12 protein-coding genes and 1 pseudogene are annotated in these 17292 nt (G+C 44.3%); 3 read left to right on the top strand and 10 right to left on the bottom strand.

Features of this window, described 5'->3' with window-relative positions; genetic code table 11:
- Positions 1-168: 168 nt before the first annotated feature.
- The 6 genes from EXN75_RS03665 to EXN75_RS03640 all read right to left on the bottom strand — a co-directional run bounded on the left by EXN75_RS03665 (position 169) and on the right by EXN75_RS03640 (position 6338).
- A complete protein-coding gene (locus EXN75_RS03665; RefSeq protein ID WP_134842814.1) occupies positions 169-1008 on the bottom strand; it encodes a PstA family ABC transporter permease in 840 nt (279 codons plus the stop codon).
- A 39-nt stretch (positions 1009-1047) separates the two neighbouring features.
- Entirely contained in the window at positions 1048-1929 is an 882-nt protein-coding gene (gene pstC / locus EXN75_RS03660; RefSeq protein ID WP_134842813.1) for a phosphate ABC transporter permease subunit PstC, read from the bottom strand.
- Positions 1930-2138: 209 nt separating this feature from the next.
- On the bottom strand, positions 2139-2864 hold the full coding sequence (locus EXN75_RS03655) for a phosphoadenylyl-sulfate reductase (protein ID WP_134842812.1): 726 nt from the start codon (positions 2862-2864) through the stop codon (positions 2139-2141).
- A gap of 20 nt (positions 2865-2884) precedes the next feature.
- Positions 2885-4150: a sulfate adenylyltransferase subunit 1 gene (locus EXN75_RS03650; protein ID WP_223176144.1), complete on the bottom strand. Its 1266-nt coding sequence runs from the start codon at positions 4148-4150 to the stop codon at positions 2885-2887.
- Between the two features lie 86 nt (positions 4151-4236).
- Positions 4237-5145 carry a sulfate adenylyltransferase subunit CysD gene (gene cysD / locus EXN75_RS03645; protein WP_371318253.1) on the bottom strand — a complete coding sequence of 303 codons (909 nt, stop codon included), beginning with the start codon at positions 5143-5145 and terminating at the stop codon, positions 4237-4239.
- A 449-nt stretch (positions 5146-5594) separates the two neighbouring features.
- Positions 5595-6338 carry a Fic family protein gene (locus tag EXN75_RS03640; RefSeq protein WP_408005918.1) on the bottom strand — a complete coding sequence of 248 codons (744 nt, stop codon included), beginning with the start codon at positions 6336-6338 and terminating at the stop codon, positions 5595-5597.
- A gap of 447 nt (positions 6339-6785) precedes the next feature.
- Here EXN75_RS03640 and EXN75_RS03635 point away from each other — a divergent pair, with 447 nt between their 5' ends.
- Both EXN75_RS03635 and EXN75_RS03630 read left to right on the top strand, forming a co-directional pair.
- Positions 6786-7295 carry a lipocalin-like domain-containing protein gene (locus EXN75_RS03635; protein WP_134842809.1) on the top strand — a complete coding sequence of 170 codons (510 nt, stop codon included), beginning with the start codon at positions 6786-6788 and terminating at the stop codon, positions 7293-7295.
- Positions 7296-7432: 137 nt separating this feature from the next.
- Positions 7433-8059, top strand: coding sequence for a hypothetical protein (locus tag EXN75_RS03630; RefSeq protein ID WP_134842808.1), 627 nt, complete (start codon positions 7433-7435; stop codon positions 8057-8059).
- A gap of 69 nt (positions 8060-8128) precedes the next feature.
- On the opposite strand, the gene EXN75_RS03625 is transcribed toward EXN75_RS03630, so the two are convergent.
- Entirely contained in the window at positions 8129-9718 is a 1590-nt protein-coding gene (locus EXN75_RS03625; protein ID WP_134842807.1) for an ATP-binding protein, read from the bottom strand.
- A 378-nt stretch (positions 9719-10096) separates the two neighbouring features.
- A pseudogene (gene cysD / locus EXN75_RS03620) lies at positions 10097-10543 on the bottom strand (sulfate adenylyltransferase subunit CysD); the annotation flags it as partial.
- 308 nt (positions 10544-10851) lie between these two features.
- Here cysD (EXN75_RS03620) and EXN75_RS03615 point away from each other — a divergent pair.
- Positions 10852-12375, top strand: coding sequence for an RNA-binding domain-containing protein (locus EXN75_RS03615; protein WP_134842806.1), 1524 nt, complete (start codon positions 10852-10854; stop codon positions 12373-12375).
- 113 nt (positions 12376-12488) lie between these two features.
- Here the strand turns inward: EXN75_RS03615 and EXN75_RS03610 are convergent, their stop codons facing one another.
- Both EXN75_RS03610 and EXN75_RS03605 read right to left on the bottom strand, forming a co-directional pair.
- Positions 12489-15899, bottom strand: coding sequence for an AAA family ATPase (locus EXN75_RS03610; RefSeq protein WP_134842805.1), 3411 nt, complete (start codon positions 15897-15899; stop codon positions 12489-12491).
- Positions 15896-17272 (bottom strand): metallophosphoesterase family protein, encoded by a 1377-nt coding sequence (locus tag EXN75_RS03605; protein WP_167639437.1) that lies wholly within the window; start codon positions 17270-17272, stop codon positions 15896-15898. Before EXN75_RS03605 ends, EXN75_RS03610 begins: the two co-directional genes overlap by 4 nt.
- Positions 17273-17292: the final 20 nt, after the last annotated feature.

The raw sequence follows: 17292 nt of genomic DNA, 5'->3' as shown, positions 1-17292 counted from the left end.
CCTGAAGTGGATTTCCCACTTTTGACACACCTTCTTTTTTATGTCCCACAGATTTCACGGATTTACACAGATTTGGAGACCTGTTCGGTCTTTGAAAAAGTCAAAAATCTGTGAAATCTGTGGGACATAAAAATATTTAGTGAGAAGAAAAAACTGCGTGCGCAAATATTATATTTTATTCTTCGAGAAATGACTCATGATGAAACGGCCGCCGAAGCTCAATATCAAAACGATGATGGTGAGCACCACGGCTGCAGCATAGGCTCTGTTCTGTACATCTTCCTGTGGAGCACTCAACTGGAAAAATACGCTTAGTGGTAGCGTTGCGGCTTGCTGGTTGAGACCATGAGGGATATGGTCTGAAAAGCCTGCCGTAAACATCACACCGGCACAGTCTCCAATGGCTCTTCCGATGCTCAAAAGAGTAGCGGTAGCGATGGCTGGAGCAATCTGTCGCAATACGACGCCGATGGTTTCTATGCGTGTGGCTCCTAAACTGTAGGAACTGTCCAGAATCTCCTGTGGAATGGTCTTGGCGACTTCGTCCATCGAACGAATCAGGATAGGTACTATCAGCAGGGTAGTTACCAAAATTCCACCGCCCAGCGAGGCTCTGATTCCCAACCATACCATGATGGTGAAGGCAAACGAGCCATATACGATACTTGGTATTCCAAAGAGAGTGTCGTAAGCCAGACGGGCAGCATAACCGAATTTGGAATTCGGTTTCAGATACACGTTCATATAGAATACTACAGGTAGGGCGATGAGCAGTCCGACAATGGTAGAACCTCCTACGATATAAAGACTTCCCACGATGGCATTGAGAAAACCTCCCTTACCGCCCAGATAGAACCCTCCGCTTGGTAATTGACTCACCATTTCCCAGGAGAGTACCGGAAATCCTCGTCTGAAGATGGTCCAGAGAACGCTCAGTACGAAGAAAGCGACAATGCCAATCGACAGAAGCATCAAAATTTTCACGATTTTTTCTTCCAAGTATTTCATAAGCCTTTTGTCCTTTTACCTTTTTACCTTTTTACCTTTTTACCCTTTTACCTTTAAAAGCACGATTCTTGAACAGAGATTCAGGATGACCACTACGAAGAAAAGCAGGAAGGCTGCAAACATCAGAGCACTGTCGTAGAGCGGAACTGAAAGCATTTCACCATAATTATTGGCGATAAGTGCCGGAATCGGATAGCAGGCATCGAGCAGACTTTCTGGTACGATGGCAAGATTGCCGCAGACCATGAGAACTGCAATCGTTTCTCCGAGCGTACGGCTCAAGGCCAGTACGATGGCTGCAATCATTCCCGGTCTGGCTTTTCTCAGAACCACGTATTTGATGGTTTGCCATTGCGTAGCACCTAAAGAGAGCGAAGCTTCACGCAGTTCTTTCGATATGTTATCGAAAATCTCCATGAACAGACTTACTAAGAGGGGAATAACCATGACTCCTAATACGATACCTCCTGCAAGCACCGTATATCCCGAAGAAAAATCAATGAAGAGAGGAGCTACATATTTTGAAATGAAAGGTACTATCAGCAAGGATCCCCAGACACCATAGATGACCGAAGGTAAACCAGCGAGAATGTCGAGTAGGGGATAAACGTATTTCCTAATCCTTCGATGGGCATATTCCGTAAGATATATAGCCATGAAAAGTGATATCGGTAAGGCAATAATCATGGCGAGTACTGTGCACCAGAAGGTACCAGCAAGGAATGGCAGAAAACCAAATTTCCCTTCCATCGGTCGCCAGTTGCTTTCCGTGAGCAGGTCCCACAGATGATACTGGCTCAATATCGGTTCCGATTTGATGAACAACCCTATCGTCATGGCTATCACCAGTAATATGGAGGCAATGGTCATGATGAACATCACTTGTCCTGCAATCTTATCCTTTGCAATTCTATATTCCATACTCTTTTTATTTTTCAAGAATTATTTGAGCAGACTAACGCCCAATCCCAGCAGTAGAAATACTGCAGCTTCCAAAATATTGATGATCAAATTCTTCATGCTCATTCCTTTCTTAAAAACATTTGAATTGACTTTCACTTCGTCCGTCGAACGTTGTTTCTTCACTCTTCACTCTTCGCTTAAAAAGCTCTTCGTTCTTCACTTCACTCTTAGCTTCTCTGATGAAGTCCACACTCCCTGTGCTCTGGAGATTCCCACCACCATCTGCCTGCACGGATATCCTCGCCAGGCTTAATAGCCCTTGTACAAGGTTGGCAACCAATGCTCGGAAAACCTTTGTCCTGCAGCTTGTTATAAGGCACATGGTGCTTCTTTACATACTGTTCAACGTCTTCTTCAGACCAGTTGATGAGTGGGTTTACTTTGATGAGGTTGTGAATGTCATCCCATTCTACTACCTGCATGTTCTTTCTGGTCACGCTCTGCTGCTTTCTCAGTCCACAGATCCAAACATCCAGTCCTTTCATTGCCCGTTTGAGAGGTTCCAGTTTTCTCACCTGGCAACAGCGGTGGCGACTTTCTATGGAGTTATAAAACAGATTTATACCTTCTTCTTTCACCATCTGTTGTACTGCCTCATAGTTGGGGAAGAATACCTCCAGATTGATGCCATACGTCATGTTGGTCTTGTCGATGAGCTGGTAAGTTTCCGGGAAAAGGCGACCAGTATCAAGTGTGAAGATGCGTGCAGTTTTATCTGTCTTCACGATGATGTCGGTAAGCGTCTGATCTTCTATGCTGAGAGAAGAAGAAAGAGCGATGCGCCCTTTGAATGCCTGAAGGAAATAACCGACAATATCCTCGGCAGGCGCATCGCTGAATTTCTTATTGAGCTCTGGTACGAGAGACTCTATATTGCTTTGATCATTTCTCATTTCTCATTTTTCATTTCTCATTACTTAATAAGTCCCGCTCCCACAGTCTCGTTGGTATCAGGATCGATGAAGATGAGGCTTCCCGTCACCTTGTTCGCCTGATATGGGTCGAATACCAATGGGTTGGCGGTGTGGATAGTGATTTCGGCGATGTCATTCATCTTCAATTCACTTACTCCCTCTTCCTTTTCCAAAGTATTGATATTGCGGCGGTAGTTGATGCTGCGTATCAAACCCTGTGTTTCGAAAGTAGCCTGACGGATTACATATTTATTCCTTACGGCAGCTGGGCGCTCGTTGAACCAGCAAACATCCAGCGTAATATCCTGTTCGATACTTGGCTGTTTTTCGTCTGCCTTCACAATCGTATCTCCACGAGAAATGTCGATGTCATCATTCAGGGTCAGCGTTACGCTCATTGGTGAATAAGCTTCCTCTAAATGCTCCTCTACAAAGTCGATGCTCTTGATGGTACTTTCTGTACCTGAAGGAAGAACTCTGATTTTGTCACCCGGACGAATGATGCCGCCGCTTACTCTACCTGCATAACCACGATAGTCTGGGAACTGGCTGCTGATAGGACGAATCACATACTGTACAGGGAAGCGGAAGAAATCACTCACCGTCTTATGACCTACCGGAACGGTCTCCAGGTAGTTCAGAAGTGTTGGACCGTCATACCAAGGCGTCTTTTCACTCTTGTTGACTACATTATCTCCATCCTTGGCGCTGATAGGGATAAATACCACGTTCTTGATATTGAGAGTCTCAGACATCTTCTTATAGTCTGCGATAATCTTGTTATATACATCTTCACTGAAATCAACCAGGTCCATCTTGTTGATAGCCACCAGAATATGAGGTATTCCGAGAAGCGAAGAAATATAGCTGTGACGTACTGTCTGCTCCAATACACCATGTCGTGCATCGATGAGAATGATGCTCAGGTCGGCAGTACTTGCACCCGTCACCATGTTGCGGGTATACTGAATATGTCCCGGAGTATCAGCGATGATAAACTTGCGTTTCGGTGTAGCGAAATAGCGGTAAGCCACATCGATGGTGATGCCCTGTTCGCGCTCAGCACGGAGACCATCCGTGAGCAAAGCTAAGTTCACCTCTTCATTACCACGGCTTTTACTTGCCGCTTCCACCGCCTCCAACTGGTCTTCGAATATCGACTTGCTATCATAAAGCAATCTTCCTATCAATGTACTCTTTCCATCGTCCACGCTACCCGCAGTAGAGAAGCGGAGCAGCTCCATATCTAAATAACCTCTGTCCATGCTTTTTAAATCTTAAGTGTTAAATGTTGAGTTGTTTGCACTATATGCTTGCTATGCTCATTTCACATTTCTCATTTCTCATTAAATTAGAAGTATCCCGCCTTCTTGCGGTCTTCCATTGCCGTTTCACTTCGCTTGTCATCGGCTCTTCCTCCACGTTCAGTAACACGGGTAGAAGCAATTTCGTCGATGATATCCGCTACAGTTGTAGCTTTTGATTCCGTGAGTCCGGTGCAGGTGATGTCGCCGATGGTGCGGCAGCGAACCAGCTTCTTTACCACTTCCTCTGTAGGCTTGCGCTTGATGCAAGGCAGGGCTGCGAGCCATTGTCCGTCACGGTTGAATACCTCTCTTTCGTGGGTGAAGTAGAGCGAAGGCATTGGGATGTTCTCCAGGAAGATATACTGCCATACATCCATCTCGGTCCAGTTGGAGATAGGGAACACACGGAAGTGTTCGCCCATGTTCTTTCTGCCGTTGAAGATGTTCCAGAGCTCAGGGCGCTGGTTCTTCGGGTTCCATTGTCCGAATTCATCACGATGACTGAAGAAACGTTCCTTGGCACGGGCTTTTTCCTCATCTCTTCGTGCACCACCGATGGCTGCATCGAATTTATATTCCTCCAGGGTATCGAGCAGGGTAGTGGTCTGCAACTTGTTGCGGGATGCATAATAACCCGTTTCCTCCTTCACTCTTCCCTTGTCGATGCTTTCCTGCACGCTGCCCACGATGAGTTCGGCTCCGAGTTTCTTCGCCAGTTCATCACGATACTGGATGGTTTCCTCGAAGTTATGTCCTGTGTCGATGTGCAACAACGGGAATGGAATCTTTGCCGGATAGAAAGCTTTGTAAGCAAGATATGTAATCACGATAGAATCCTTGCCACCCGAAAAGAGGATGACTGGACGCTCGAACTGGGCAGCTACTTCGCGGAGCACGTAGATAGATTCTGCCTCCAGTTCCTTGAGATGTTTGATAGTCTTATTGTCCATAATCTATGTCTTTTATTATTATTATTTTCTGGGTGCAAAGGTACTGCGTTTTCGTGACTTGGGCAATACCACATGGGGTGTAAAAATACTACCACGATGGGAGTAAAGCTCATACCAAACGTATGGTATGGGATAGACGAATGTATGGTATGAAGTGTCTGTTTTTCGGTGGTATGTTATATATAATGTACGCTCGCGTGTGTATTTATGAATGCTTTGTTGGCAATGAAAGAACCGATAGAAGCACAGGAAAGAACAAATGGGAGTTTTTGAAAATATGAATAGAAAAAGTCAGAAGAATAAGGTTGTGTCTCCAAAGAATTAAGGTTCGTTAATCGCACATCAGCTGTTGAGCGCTCGCCCAACACCTGTTGTGCGCATGTCCAGCAGCTGATATGCGGTCGCACAACATGTGATGGGCAGTGAGTTTTCGTCATGCCGTGTGGTATCATTTATTCTATTTCTTTTAATCTTTCTTCTAATCTCCCCAAGAAATAATCTGCATATTGGGTATAATCTCCTGTTTCATAGAATGCTATCAAACCTCTACGATAATGCAGAATATTGGCATCTTTGGCAGAATAGACTGGGATGAGGTCGGCATTCATCATCACCACACTCTCTAGCATTCGGGAAGTTCGCTTGTTGCCATCAATGAATGGCTGAATTCTCGCCACATTGCAATGCAAGAAGACGGCTCTCTCCAAAGGGTTCTGATATTGCTCTTGCTCAAAGAGTATCATTCCTAATTTCTGCATGATGTCCTCACGATTTTTAGGCGGAATATATTCCGTACCGCTAATTCTCACGGCACGGTCACGAAGTTGCCCTCGCTCCTCGGTAGATACCAAACCGTCGCTGATGGTGGAATGGATGCGGAAGAGCGTGCGCTCATCTATCTGCTCTTGGTTCTTTCCCTTATGGATATATTCTAATTCTCCTACGAAAGTATTATGCAGATTCTTCAGCATTTTGGCATCCTCGTATCGCTTTTCGGGCGTGATGCCATCCTTCAAGAGCGTCTCCGTCTCCACGTATGTATAGGTATTGCCCTCTATCTTACCTGAGTAATAACACCATACCACCGCCAAATCTCTTAATTCGGAAGAAGAAAGACTCGATAGCTTTGCCAAAGGATTTCTTATGATACCCTCAGCCCGCTTAAGTTGTTCCTCATTAAATATATGTTTATCCATTGCCATTATTCTCTATTATTATGTGATAATCTCGGCACAAAGTTAATCATAAATTCAGAGAAAAACAAAAAATAAGGAAAAAATATTGGTATTTCAAAAATATTCATTACCTTTGCATTCGGAATGATTCTCCAATAGGGGATGACTTCTGATTTTTTTGATGGTTAAATTAGCGTTTGCTATTCGGTCATGCACATTGGAACGTAGGAAACTTCAATAAAAGCAATAGAAAAGCCGACAGTTAGTAGACGTCCGCTATAGCGTGGACGTTACTTGTCGTTTTTCTCAGCTTTTCCTACGGCTGCAATGTGGACAAGTTTTCGTCCACGTGTTTTGTATCCGTAGGTGTTATGTAGAGAACGATGGCTTTCGCAAATACAACTAGCAAATATTCACTAATTTAATAACATTCAAAAGCTTAGCTACCGGCATGACGGGCAGAAACTCATGAAAAAGTTACATTTTTCTTTGATGGCGATTCTCTTCGCCTTGTTGGCAATGGTGTCTTTCACCGCTTGTTCTTCATCTGATGATGACGATGCTCCTTCTCAAAAGTCTATCAAGGAGAATATCGTGGGAGGACGATGGATTCCTACTCATGTTTCTGGATGGGAGTACATAGGAAGTGGTATGGAGACTAGTGGAGATGACGTTTACAAGCAGGTTGATAAAGATATTACGCTTGGAGATGATGAATATGAGGCCATTACATTTAAGAGCGACATGACTTGCCGCTATTCTTATTATTACCAATTTCAAGGTTCATGGGTAGAAAGTAGCTACAATAGCACCTATACAATTAAAGGTAACAAACTAACTATTTTTGACAACAGAGGGTATGAGGAAGATGTCTTTGATGTCATTTCTGTCAACAGCAAGAAGATGGTTGTAGAATATCCTTTGGAAGATGATACTCCAGACAAAAAAGTTAGATTAACTTACGAGAAAGCAAACTAGTTATGGAACTTCAATGGTGTGATCTCCCTATTTTCGTGCTAAGAATGCATGTCGATGGAAATGAGAAAATGCTGACTTCTGAGACGTTTCCTATTTTGTCTTATGATCATCAAGATGAATTGGATGAGTTGAAGAAAATGGCAGATAGTGATGCAAAAACGATAAAGGACATGTATTACTATGCTTGCGAAAATGGCATAAAAGAACTGTTGGACTTAAAAGAAGAGGCTTATTTGAAAATGGAGAAAAAGTCCTTCTATGAAGGAATGGTTAGCCATTCAATTCATGAAAGATATAGAAAAACTCTTGATGAACTTGGAAAGGATAAGTCAATTGTAGTTAGTTATCAGGGACTTCCTGGATTCTCTAGAAGAAGCTATTCTATAGATGAGGATTTCAGGGTTGAGTTTTCTACAAACATTGGCTATGGCTCTTACTCTTACTTTCTGGTATTCTTGTCGTATAAGAATATCCCAATTGAGGTTGCTCCTGCTTTTTCTTGGAATGCAAAGAGGCCAGATGTCATAAAAAACTGGGCAACAGGGAAATACGATGGACAATATCTTGCCGCTGGTTTTGCAAGAGGAGTTTTGGATATGAGTCCAAATTATGATTCATGCAAAAAAGCCATGGATGCTATTGCGGAATTATATAATATGTTGGTAAAGAATATCGAGTATAAAGTTCAAGCTTTAGTTCTTGATGCCGATACCTCAAGAATGATTAGTTCTAAATATTGGGCGTCTGATATTTACAAAATGTAGTTCTCGAATTAATATAAAAGAGGTGGAATCTGATTTGAAATTTAGATTCCACCTCTTTTATATTAACCCTTACTTCACATCCCAGTCATCAATGGTTCCTGTTTCGGATGAGAAGCTGCAACCTATCTTGTATATTTTTCTACCATCCGTAATATATTCTCGCTCATAGCCTTTGTCCTTAATCTGCTGCAAGGCATCGGCTGAATTGCCATCTCGCTTAAACTCAAAGATATAGACGAAGCGAGGGGTCTCTACGACGCAGTCAACCCTGCCTTCGCTCTGCTCTTTTTCGATAAATACCGTGTAGCAGCTTATCATTCTGAGCACCAAGTAGAAAGTGTATTGGAAATAACGCTCCTTCTCGGGTTCGGAATCCTTCCTGCGCTGAGTATATGGGATGCTGGCAAAGAATGACACCAGCAACTGATGCAACTGCTCGCACTCGCCATCTTCCATCGCATCCAATACCTGGAGCACCCATGAATCGGGCGAAACCCTTGGCTTCAGATAGTCTGACGCCAGCAAACTGACAAAACCTCGTCTCACTTCATCATTCGGAAAGTCCAAGAGATAGGAATTCGTATTGCGGCGATAGCCCTTGATGGTGAGATAACCACTCTGATATATCATAGGCAATGGACGCTCTACCGTAGCCTTGTAATCATCAAAATCCTTGGTGGGATAATATTTGCCTACCAGTTCGTTGATTTGCTCGTTGCAATGAGACAGGAGGCGAACCAGATAGGTGGACGAACCTGTCTTAAACCAATAGTCGTCTATCAGCATCTCCTTGAAGGCACGCAGGATGCTGAACGGATTGTACACACCGCGCATCCTACGGCTGAAATGGTAGCCATCAAACTGGCGGCGCAGTTTCAGCAGCATCTCCTCCTCGGTAACTTCATATTCCTCAGCCATCTCGCTTATCTGCTGGGCTAGGGCAGAGCGCAATTCCTCCTCTGTTATGCCGCAAAGCGTATCGTAATGGGCTGAAAGACTGATGTCTTCTGGCTGATTGAAACCGCTGAATACGCTGACCTGCGAAAACTTGGTAACTCCTGTGAGCAATACAAACTGCAAGTCTTGGTCGGCCGCCTTGAATACGCTGTAGAATCCCTTCAGTATTTCTCGATTCTCCTCCTCCAAGAGCATCTCGTTGCCATATTCATCCTTGGTCTTCAGCCCCGTGTCCAATACATCGAGCAATGCCTTGTCATATTCATCTATCAAGATCACGGCTCTCAGCCCTGTCTTCTGGTGAGCCTGGGCAAGCACATAGATGAATCTGTCGCCCAGGGTGTCGTGATAAGGATCCTTGCCATAGATGGCTTCCTGCTTCTCGATGAAACCATTGAGCGTGCGCTGCAATTCTCCGGGTTTGGTGAAGTTCTTGCCATTGAAATCTAGGTGGAATACAGGATATTGCTTCCATTCCTTCTCCAAGTCATCTATCGCCAACCCCTTGAATAATTCTTTCTTTCCCTCAAAGTAATACTTCAAGGTGGAGACGAGCAATGACTTTCCGAATCGTCGAGGACGACTCAGAAAATAGATTTTTCCCATTTGAGTCAAATCATACAATAGGGCGGTCTTGTCGATATAGAGATAACCTTCCTTGATGATTTTCTCAAAATCCTGTATTCCTATTGGATATTTCATTATGCTATATTTTTATTTGTTTTGCAAAGATAGTGCAAATTGTAGACAAAACAAAATAAAAAGACGAAGTTTTATATTTTTTTTGTTGAGATGCAGCCTATCTTATCAAAAGGTAATAAATAATATTGGAATAAGTGGAATTTTAGGATAAAAAATCAATTCTGATAGCATTTTTGTCTTTGCAATCAGGATTGAGAATTTTATTGTCCATGAGAAAATCTCACGCAGATTTCTTACTCGTTTTAATATTTCTTACTCGATGCTCTCCGCTATCGACTTCAATACGTAGTCGAGGATTTCGTCGGTGTGGCAGAGGGAGATGAAATTGCCCTCAAACTGGGACGGGCTGACGTAGATGCCACGCTCCAGCATGTTGCGGAAGAAGCGTTCCTTGGCACGAGCCTTCTCCTCATCTCTTCTTGCGCCTCCGATGGCTGCATCGAATTTATATTCCTCCAGGGTGTCGATCAGGGTAGTGGTCTGCAGCTTATTTCGGGAAGCATAATAACCCGTTTCCTCCTTCACTCTTCCCTTGTCGATGCTTTCCTGCACGCTGCCCACGATGAGTTCGGCTCCGAGTTTCTTCGCCAGTTCATCACGATACTGGATGGTTTCCTCGAAGTTATGTCCTGTGTCGATGTGCAACAGCGGGAATGGAATTTTTGCCGGATAGAATGCCTTGTAGGCAAGATATGTAATCACGATAGAATCCTTGCCACCCGAAAAGAGGATGACTGGACGCTCGAACTGGGCAGCTACTTCGCGGAGCACGTAGATGGATTCTGCCTCCAGTTCCTTGAGATGTTTGATAGTCTTATTGTCCATAATCTATGTCTTTTTTTATTATTATTTTCTGGGTGCAAAGGTACTGTGATTTCTCCAAGTGGGCAATACCATATGGGGTGTAAAAAGACTACCATACAGGGAGTAAAGAACATACCATACATTTGGTATAAGGCTGCCAAACGTATGGTATGTATGATGGATAACGTATGTGTATCCTATATTTAATAAGGTGTAATTGATATTGACCAATTAAAAAAAGTATCTCCATTTTATTGCTAAATAATTATAAAGAAGTTGTTAGTATCAAATAAAAAGAGTATATTTGTACGATATAAAATTAATAAATCATGGCATTACCAATAAATATAGAAAGCCTTCTTAGTGGAAGTGCAGTAGAAAGCAACCAACTTGAATATAAGGAAGGTTGGAATCCAGATACAATATATCGTAGCATCTGTGCCTTTGCCAATGATTTTGAGGACACTGGTGGTGGGTATATCATTGTTGGTGTAAAGGAGGAACACGGTCATGCTGTTCGTCCTGTTTTAGGTGTTAATCCTAATTTGATAGAACAGATAGAGAAGGATATGGTTGGTTACAATAATCTTATCCGTCCATACTATCAACCTCGTCTTTTCATAGAAGAGGTTGATGGCAAGACTATTCTTGTAATCAAAGTAACGGCAGGAGAACGCCGTCCATATAAGGTGCCTGATCGTATTACAGCAAAACAGAAGGATTTCAACTATTATATCCGCTATAATAGTAGTAGCATCGTGCCGAAAGATGAGTATGAACGCGAGTTGATAAACTTGGCGAATCGTACGCCATTTGATGACCGTGGCAACGACCTAATAAGTCTAAGAGATATTTCGACAACTTTACTGAGAGATTTTCTAGTGGAAGTAGGTAGCGACTTGGCTGACCAAGATTTAACTGGTGACAACTTGAAAATAGTTCTTGATCAAATGGACTTGTTGGAAACTACACCAGAAGGCTTCAAGGTCAAGAATGTTGCTGCAATGATGTTCTGTGAGCATCCCGAGAAATTCTTCAAAATGACCCAGGTTGAAATCGTGATATTCCCTAAGGGGAGATTACAAGATCCTGATAATATGATAGAGGTTGCACCGATAAGGGGTTGTGTACCTAAGATGATTCGTGATACGATGAATTATCTAAAGACAAATATTATTCAGAAGACAATTCATAAGCCAGAGGATACAGAACGTTCTGTTGTTACATATAATTATCCTTATCAAGCTTTGGAAGAAGCTGTCGTAAACAGCCTTTATCATCGCAGTTATATCGAAAGAGAACCAGTTGAGATAACTATCGAACCAGATAAGATTAGTATTCTCAATTTTGGAGGACCTAATCACACAATATCTATGCAGGCTATAAAAGAAGCTCGTATGCTTCGTTCTCGTCGATACACAAACCGACGATTAGGAGAGTTCTTAAAGGAATTGGATTTGACTGAGGGTAGAGCAACTGGTATTCCGACTATTCAACAGAAATTGCAGGAAAATGGTTCGCCTCGTGCAACAATTGAGACTGATGAGGAACGTACATATTTCTTGATTGATATACCATGTAATTTAGACTATATCGGTGTGCCTATTGGTAAAGAATGCAAGAAAGAATGCAAGAAAGAATGCAAGAAAGAACTGACTGAATTACAGATGCTTATCATGGGTGCGTTGTCTGAAAATGCTAAGTTAACAATACCAGAATTAGCAAGAAAGATGGGCATATCTGCAAGAAAGATTTCTCAGGAACTAAAGTCTTTACAGGAAGAATTTCAGGTCTTGAAACGTGAAGGAGGTCGCAAGAATGGTTATTGGGTAGTATTGAATAATGACGTGTAAAACGTATTATAATATACATATATTTCTGTACGATAGCAAGTGCTTTCTAAAGTAACTCGAATGGTTTGGAGTTATTCAGAGCATAACTTGCTATCGTCAGATATTTCGTTCTGTTAAGGATAGATCTCGATATGGCTGCTGCCGGAGTTGCCATTCTTGATAATCCTTATCTGGGTGGTGATGCGCTCGCTCATCGTGTCGGTATGACTGATGACGCCCACCTTCTTGCCTTGCGAACTTTGCAGCATGGCGAGGGAATCGATGACGGTGGCGAGGGTATCGGGGTCAAGGGTTCCAAAGCCTTCGTCGATGAACAGATTCTCGAAGGAGATGTTGCGGGAGGATAATGCTGACAGACCCAGAGCGAGACCGAGACTCACGATGAAGGTTTCGCCACCTGATAGGGAGGTGGTGTCTCGGATATCGTCGGCACGGTCGTGGTCGATGACTCGGATGCCCAAGGAATGCTTTACCTGCTGCAGTTCGTAACGGCTGTTGAACTTTCTGATTTCCTGGTTGGCATGAGTTATCAGGAAACTGAGCGTATAGCATTGGGCTATCTTGCGCAGCGTCTTTCCGTCTGCTCCGATAGCATCCGTAATGGCTGTCCAGTCATCCTTTTCCTGTGTTACGAGTTGCAGAGCCTCAGCCTTGTCACCCAACTGCTTCACGGCTTCCTGGTGGTTCTGCATCCTGGCGTTGGCAGCAATCAGTTCGTTGCGCTGGCTTCTTTCCTGATACTCCTGCTGAATGGCTAAGAGAGCATCCCGGGTTTGGGCAGGCTGATGTTCCAAGTGCTGCTGATGCGCCTTTTCTGCGTTCTGGTAAAGGGCGGTAGTTGAAGCCGCGGCTTTCTCCTTTTCGTCCTTTTCCCGACGGATGGCATTCCAGTCTTCGGCAGAATGAAGCATCTCCCGGATGGTATTTCGGTCGATAAGGCTTGGTTCGATGCTCTTTTTTGTAAGCTGTTTGTTATATTCCTCAATCCAAAGGTCGAGTTCCTTTTCCTTCGTCTGCAGAGTCTCCTTTGTTGTCTTATTCTGAGACAGCATGGTTTGATGCGAACCTTTACTGTTGGCGAGTTCTGCCTTCAGTTTGTTGATATTCTCGTTCTGGTCATCTGCTGCTTTTGTTGCTTCGTCCTTAGCTGCAGTCAGTCTTTGTTCAGCAGCATCAGGCTCTTCACCATTCAGAATCTGCTGGTATTGCGCCTGCCATTCCTCCATTTCTTTCTTGGTGTTATTCCACGCTTGAAGAGCTTTCTCGTAAGCTTCTTTCTTGTTCTTTTCTTGTGAAATGAGATTTGTGGTAAGTGCTTTGTGTTCAGCCAGTTTTGTGGCGCAGATTGAAGTGCTTTCTTGAGCGTTATTCAGTATCGTTGAAGCCTTGCTTTCATACGCAGCTTCATCCTTTACAGCCTTATCCTTGAGTTGGGTCAGTCGTTCTATCTCTTTCTGAATCTTGTTAAACAGGCTCAGTTTGTCGGTTGCTTCTTTCGCCTTGTCTTCATAGATAGGCAAGAGCGATTTCAGTTCTGCCTCTTCCTTTGGAATCTTTGGATACTGGGCGATGAGCGCCTTCCATTCCTCTTCGTAAGTTGCGATTTCACCCGAGAGTTTTTCCTGTTGTTTTTGGAGCGTCTGTACTTCGCCGTCGTTCTGTTTTCTTTCGCCGGAAAGATCCTTCTCCTGTTTCTGCTGCAGTTTCAGCAGATCCTCTTTTGCTTTCAGAAGTTGCGAGAGTTCCGTGGTGGCTTCCTCAAACTGTCTGTTGTCGGTATGATAAGGATGGGTCGTGCTGCCGCAAAGTGGACAAGGCTTGCCTTCGGTCAGGTTGGCACGATGAATCTCCCATTTCTCACTCACCATGAGGGTATAGGCATTTCTCAGCGTCAGGGTCTCTTTCTCCAAAGCCTCGATGAACAACTTGCCCAGCGCTTCATCTATCTCTGCGTTTCTCTTGCCCAAGATCTGGATTCGCTCCTCATTTTTCTGCTTTTCTGTTGTGGCAGAGTCGAGATGAGCTACTACCTTGATGGCTTGCTGGACATCTTGCAGTTTCTTTTCGGCTGCCGACTTTTGGGTCTGCAGTTCCTCTATATTCTGTCCGGCAGTCTTGCTCTTTTCTGTCTCCCAAGCCTGTTCTGCGGCTTGCGTCGCTTCGTACAGAACCTGTTTCTGCTTGGCAATCTCTTCCTGTGTCGTTTTGAGAGCAAGGTTCGCTTTCTCCGTTTCTGCTTCCCATTTTTGGATGTTTCGGGCGTTTTCCTCCACATCTTTTTGGGCAGTTAGATTCTCTTTCTGTGCCAGCTCTAATGCCTCTTTCTTTTCTTTCAGATTCGGCATTGCCGCTTCCATTTTTGTTTTCAGCGCCCTTGCTTCAGCGATAACCGGCATGGCCTTTTCGAGTTGCTCCTGTGCCTTGCTGACTGCTTCCTTCAGACTGGCGAGAGTTTTCTCGCTTTCGCTAATGTCAGACTCTTGGCTTTTGATGGCAGCTTCCGATTTCTGGATTTCTTCTTCTTGATTGTGGATGCTTTGTATCTGTCGCTCAACTTCCTGTAACAGGTTGACGGCTGGTTGTACTTCATCGTGCAACTGGAGACGGATAATCTGGGCTTGTATGTCTTTGATTGCGTTTGCAGCCTGCTCCATATCTGCTTGATAGATAGCTATTTGCTTCGTTTGCTTATCGTTTTCCTCATACCATTGCAGGTTTTCAGAGATGACCTTCAATTGGCTGTCGAGTTCCTTCTCTGCCTTTTCCAAAAGGGTGATTTCCTCTTGCAGTTGGGCGAGTTCTTCGTCATTCAGCAGGTTCTGTTTTACTGCTTCCACTGATGCTGCCATCTGGTTGTAGGCATCCACCGCCTGGTCTTTTGCTTTCTTGATTTCAGTAGCGATGTTCGTATAAGTTTCCTCACATCCGATGAGTTTCTCCAGGAGTTCGTAGCGCTCGTTTTCCTTTGCAGTCAGGAAGTTGGCAAACGAACCTTGTGCGATGAGCACGGTGCGGAGGAACTGGTCGTAGTCGAGACCGATGATGTTCGGCAATTCGTTCCAATCGGCTATTTCTTCTGTCAGTTGTTCTCCGTTTCTTGTGATTTTATAGAGAGAAGTCTTGGCATTTTCATAGCGTACTCTTTGGAATCTGACATGCCATTCTGCGCGGTAGATACTGCCGTTGTTGGCAAGGAAGGTGAGTTTACTGTAACCCTCTTTCTTGCCACGGGTCAGTATGTTTCGACTATCTGTAGGAGCTAATCGGTTGTTTTCATTAGCATCAGCTTCTCCGAAAATCTCTATGTTCTGATTCTTGTCGCCTTTCTTTCTTGGGTAGCGAGGGGCGCGGTTGTAGAGGGCAAGGCAGATGGCGTCGAGTAGGGTGGATTTGCCACTTCCCGTCGGACCTACGATGCTGAAGATGGTGCTCTCGCCTAAGGCACCTTCTTCAAAGTTGATGACCTCGCCACCTTGTTTGTCAAGCGAAGCGAGGTTGAGTATTTCGAGTTGTAGGAATTTCATAATGATGATGTCGTTAATAAATCGGATAACATTTTCTCCTGTCTTTCGTTCATCGGAGCGTTGTGCTTGATGGCAAAGGCCTCCTTCAAAGTATCAAGTGGCGGTCGGTTGACGATGTCCTCGATGCTGGTGATTTGCTGGGAACCCTGTATGGTAGAGAGGTCTGACTGCGGGATGATGCGCTGGATTTTGCAGAGTACGGCATCCTTCTCATTGACGAGATTCTCCAGTTCCTTGATGTCATCGTTGGAAAGCTTCTCCTGTTTCACCTTCAGCATTACGTAGTCGAAATGGTCGCTCAGTTCGCCATTCATCCTTTCTGAAAGTTCTGAATGGATGAGTTTCTGCCATTTCTTGATGGTGAGTTCCTCCTCGTTTTCAGGCAGAATGCGAAGGGAGTGCTGAGGCTTGTATTCCAGGAAATCTACTTTTATATCCTTGCTTTTGCTGTTTTCCTTTTCTTCTTCTTCCTTCATTCCATCTTTATTTTTCTTCATTTCATCTTCTTTCTTCTTCGCTTCCATTTCCTCCTTTTCTCCCTTGTCACATCCGATGGTGATGAGGTCGATGCCGTGAGTGTAGTCTTTCTCGGCGAACGACATTGGAAGAATACTACCCGTATATCTTGCCCAGTCGGTGTTCCAGATATGTTGCCGTTTGTGGATGTGTCCGCAAGTCATATAGTCAGGATGATCGTTCCATCCTTCCAAATCCACTTCCTCCTGTCCGCCGATAATGATCTTCTCGCTCGCATCCTGTTTGGCTATGTCTGAACTCTTGGCGTACATGTGTGCCATCATGATGCACTTTCTGCCCGGGTATTTCTTTCGTGCTTCAGCAGTCAGTTCTCTCAGGAAGGTGTTGACTCCTTGCGAATAATAGGCGTTCTGGACCACATCACTCCGAAGGAAAGGCACGGCGAGGATGATGACTTCTTCTCCTTCCTCATTGGACACAGGGATGATGAGATCATCGTAGGAATAGAGCCAATGTCCGCCGGTTTTATTATCGTCTTCGTTTTCTCCCTGCTGCCAGATTTTCCTTACGTTTCCTCTGATTTCTACATGGTATCTGGCAAGGAGTGGGCGGGGAGCCTCCAGTCGGCTGGCGGAATCGTGGTTGCCAGCGGTGATGATAATCTGCATGTTCGGGCACAGATGGGTGGCATCGGCAAGAAACTCGTAATAAACGGTCTGTGCTGCTGCCGATGGATTTCCATTGTCGAAGATGTCTCCTGCAACGAGGAGTGCATCGGGCTTTTGTTCAGCGATTTGCACTAAGAGCCATTGCAGGAAGTGCTTGTGTTCAGGCAGTCGGTCGTTGCCGTGAAACAAGTTGCCCAAGTGCCAGTCGCTGGTTGCTAATATCTTCATACTCATAGGGGTTGTGTTAT

The sequence above is a fragment of the Segatella hominis genome, from assembly GCF_004535825.1.
Taxonomy (GTDB): domain Bacteria; phylum Bacteroidota; class Bacteroidia; order Bacteroidales; family Bacteroidaceae; genus Prevotella; species Prevotella hominis.
The sequence above is the reverse complement of the archived record's forward strand: the minus strand, read 5'-3'. Positions and strand labels throughout refer to the sequence as shown.

Coding starts and splice junctions, on each gene's coding strand:
- EXN75_RS03665 (WP_134842814.1), bottom strand. CDS start 1,008: ATGAAATACTTGGAAGAAAAAATCGTGAAAATTTTGATGCTTCTGTCG.
- EXN75_RS03655 (WP_134842812.1), bottom strand. CDS start 2,864: ATGAGAAATGATCAAAGCAATATAGAGTCTCTCGTACCAGAGCTCAAT.
- EXN75_RS03615 (WP_134842806.1), top strand. CDS start 10,852: ATGGCATTACCAATAAATATAGAAAGCCTTCTTAGTGGAAGTGCAGTA.
- pstC (WP_134842813.1), bottom strand. CDS start 1,929: ATGGAATATAGAATTGCAAAGGATAAGATTGCAGGACAAGTGATGTTC.
- EXN75_RS03640 (WP_408005918.1), bottom strand. CDS start 6,338: ATGGATAAACATATATTTAATGAGGAACAACTTAAGCGGGCTGAGGGT.
- EXN75_RS03605 (WP_167639437.1), bottom strand. CDS start 17,272: ATGAAGATATTAGCAACCAGCGACTGGCACTTGGGCAACTTGTTTCAC.
- EXN75_RS03610 (WP_134842805.1), bottom strand. CDS start 15,899: ATGAAATTCCTACAACTCGAAATACTCAACCTCGCTTCGCTTGACAAA.
- EXN75_RS03635 (WP_134842809.1), top strand. CDS start 6,786: ATGAAAAAGTTACATTTTTCTTTGATGGCGATTCTCTTCGCCTTGTTG.
- EXN75_RS03625 (WP_134842807.1), bottom strand. CDS start 9,718: ATGAAATATCCAATAGGAATACAGGATTTTGAGAAAATCATCAAGGAA.
- EXN75_RS03650 (WP_223176144.1), bottom strand. CDS start 4,150: ATGGACAGAGGTTATTTAGATATGGAGCTGCTCCGCTTCTCTACTGCG.
- EXN75_RS03630 (WP_134842808.1), top strand. CDS start 7,433: ATGGCAGATAGTGATGCAAAAACGATAAAGGACATGTATTACTATGCT.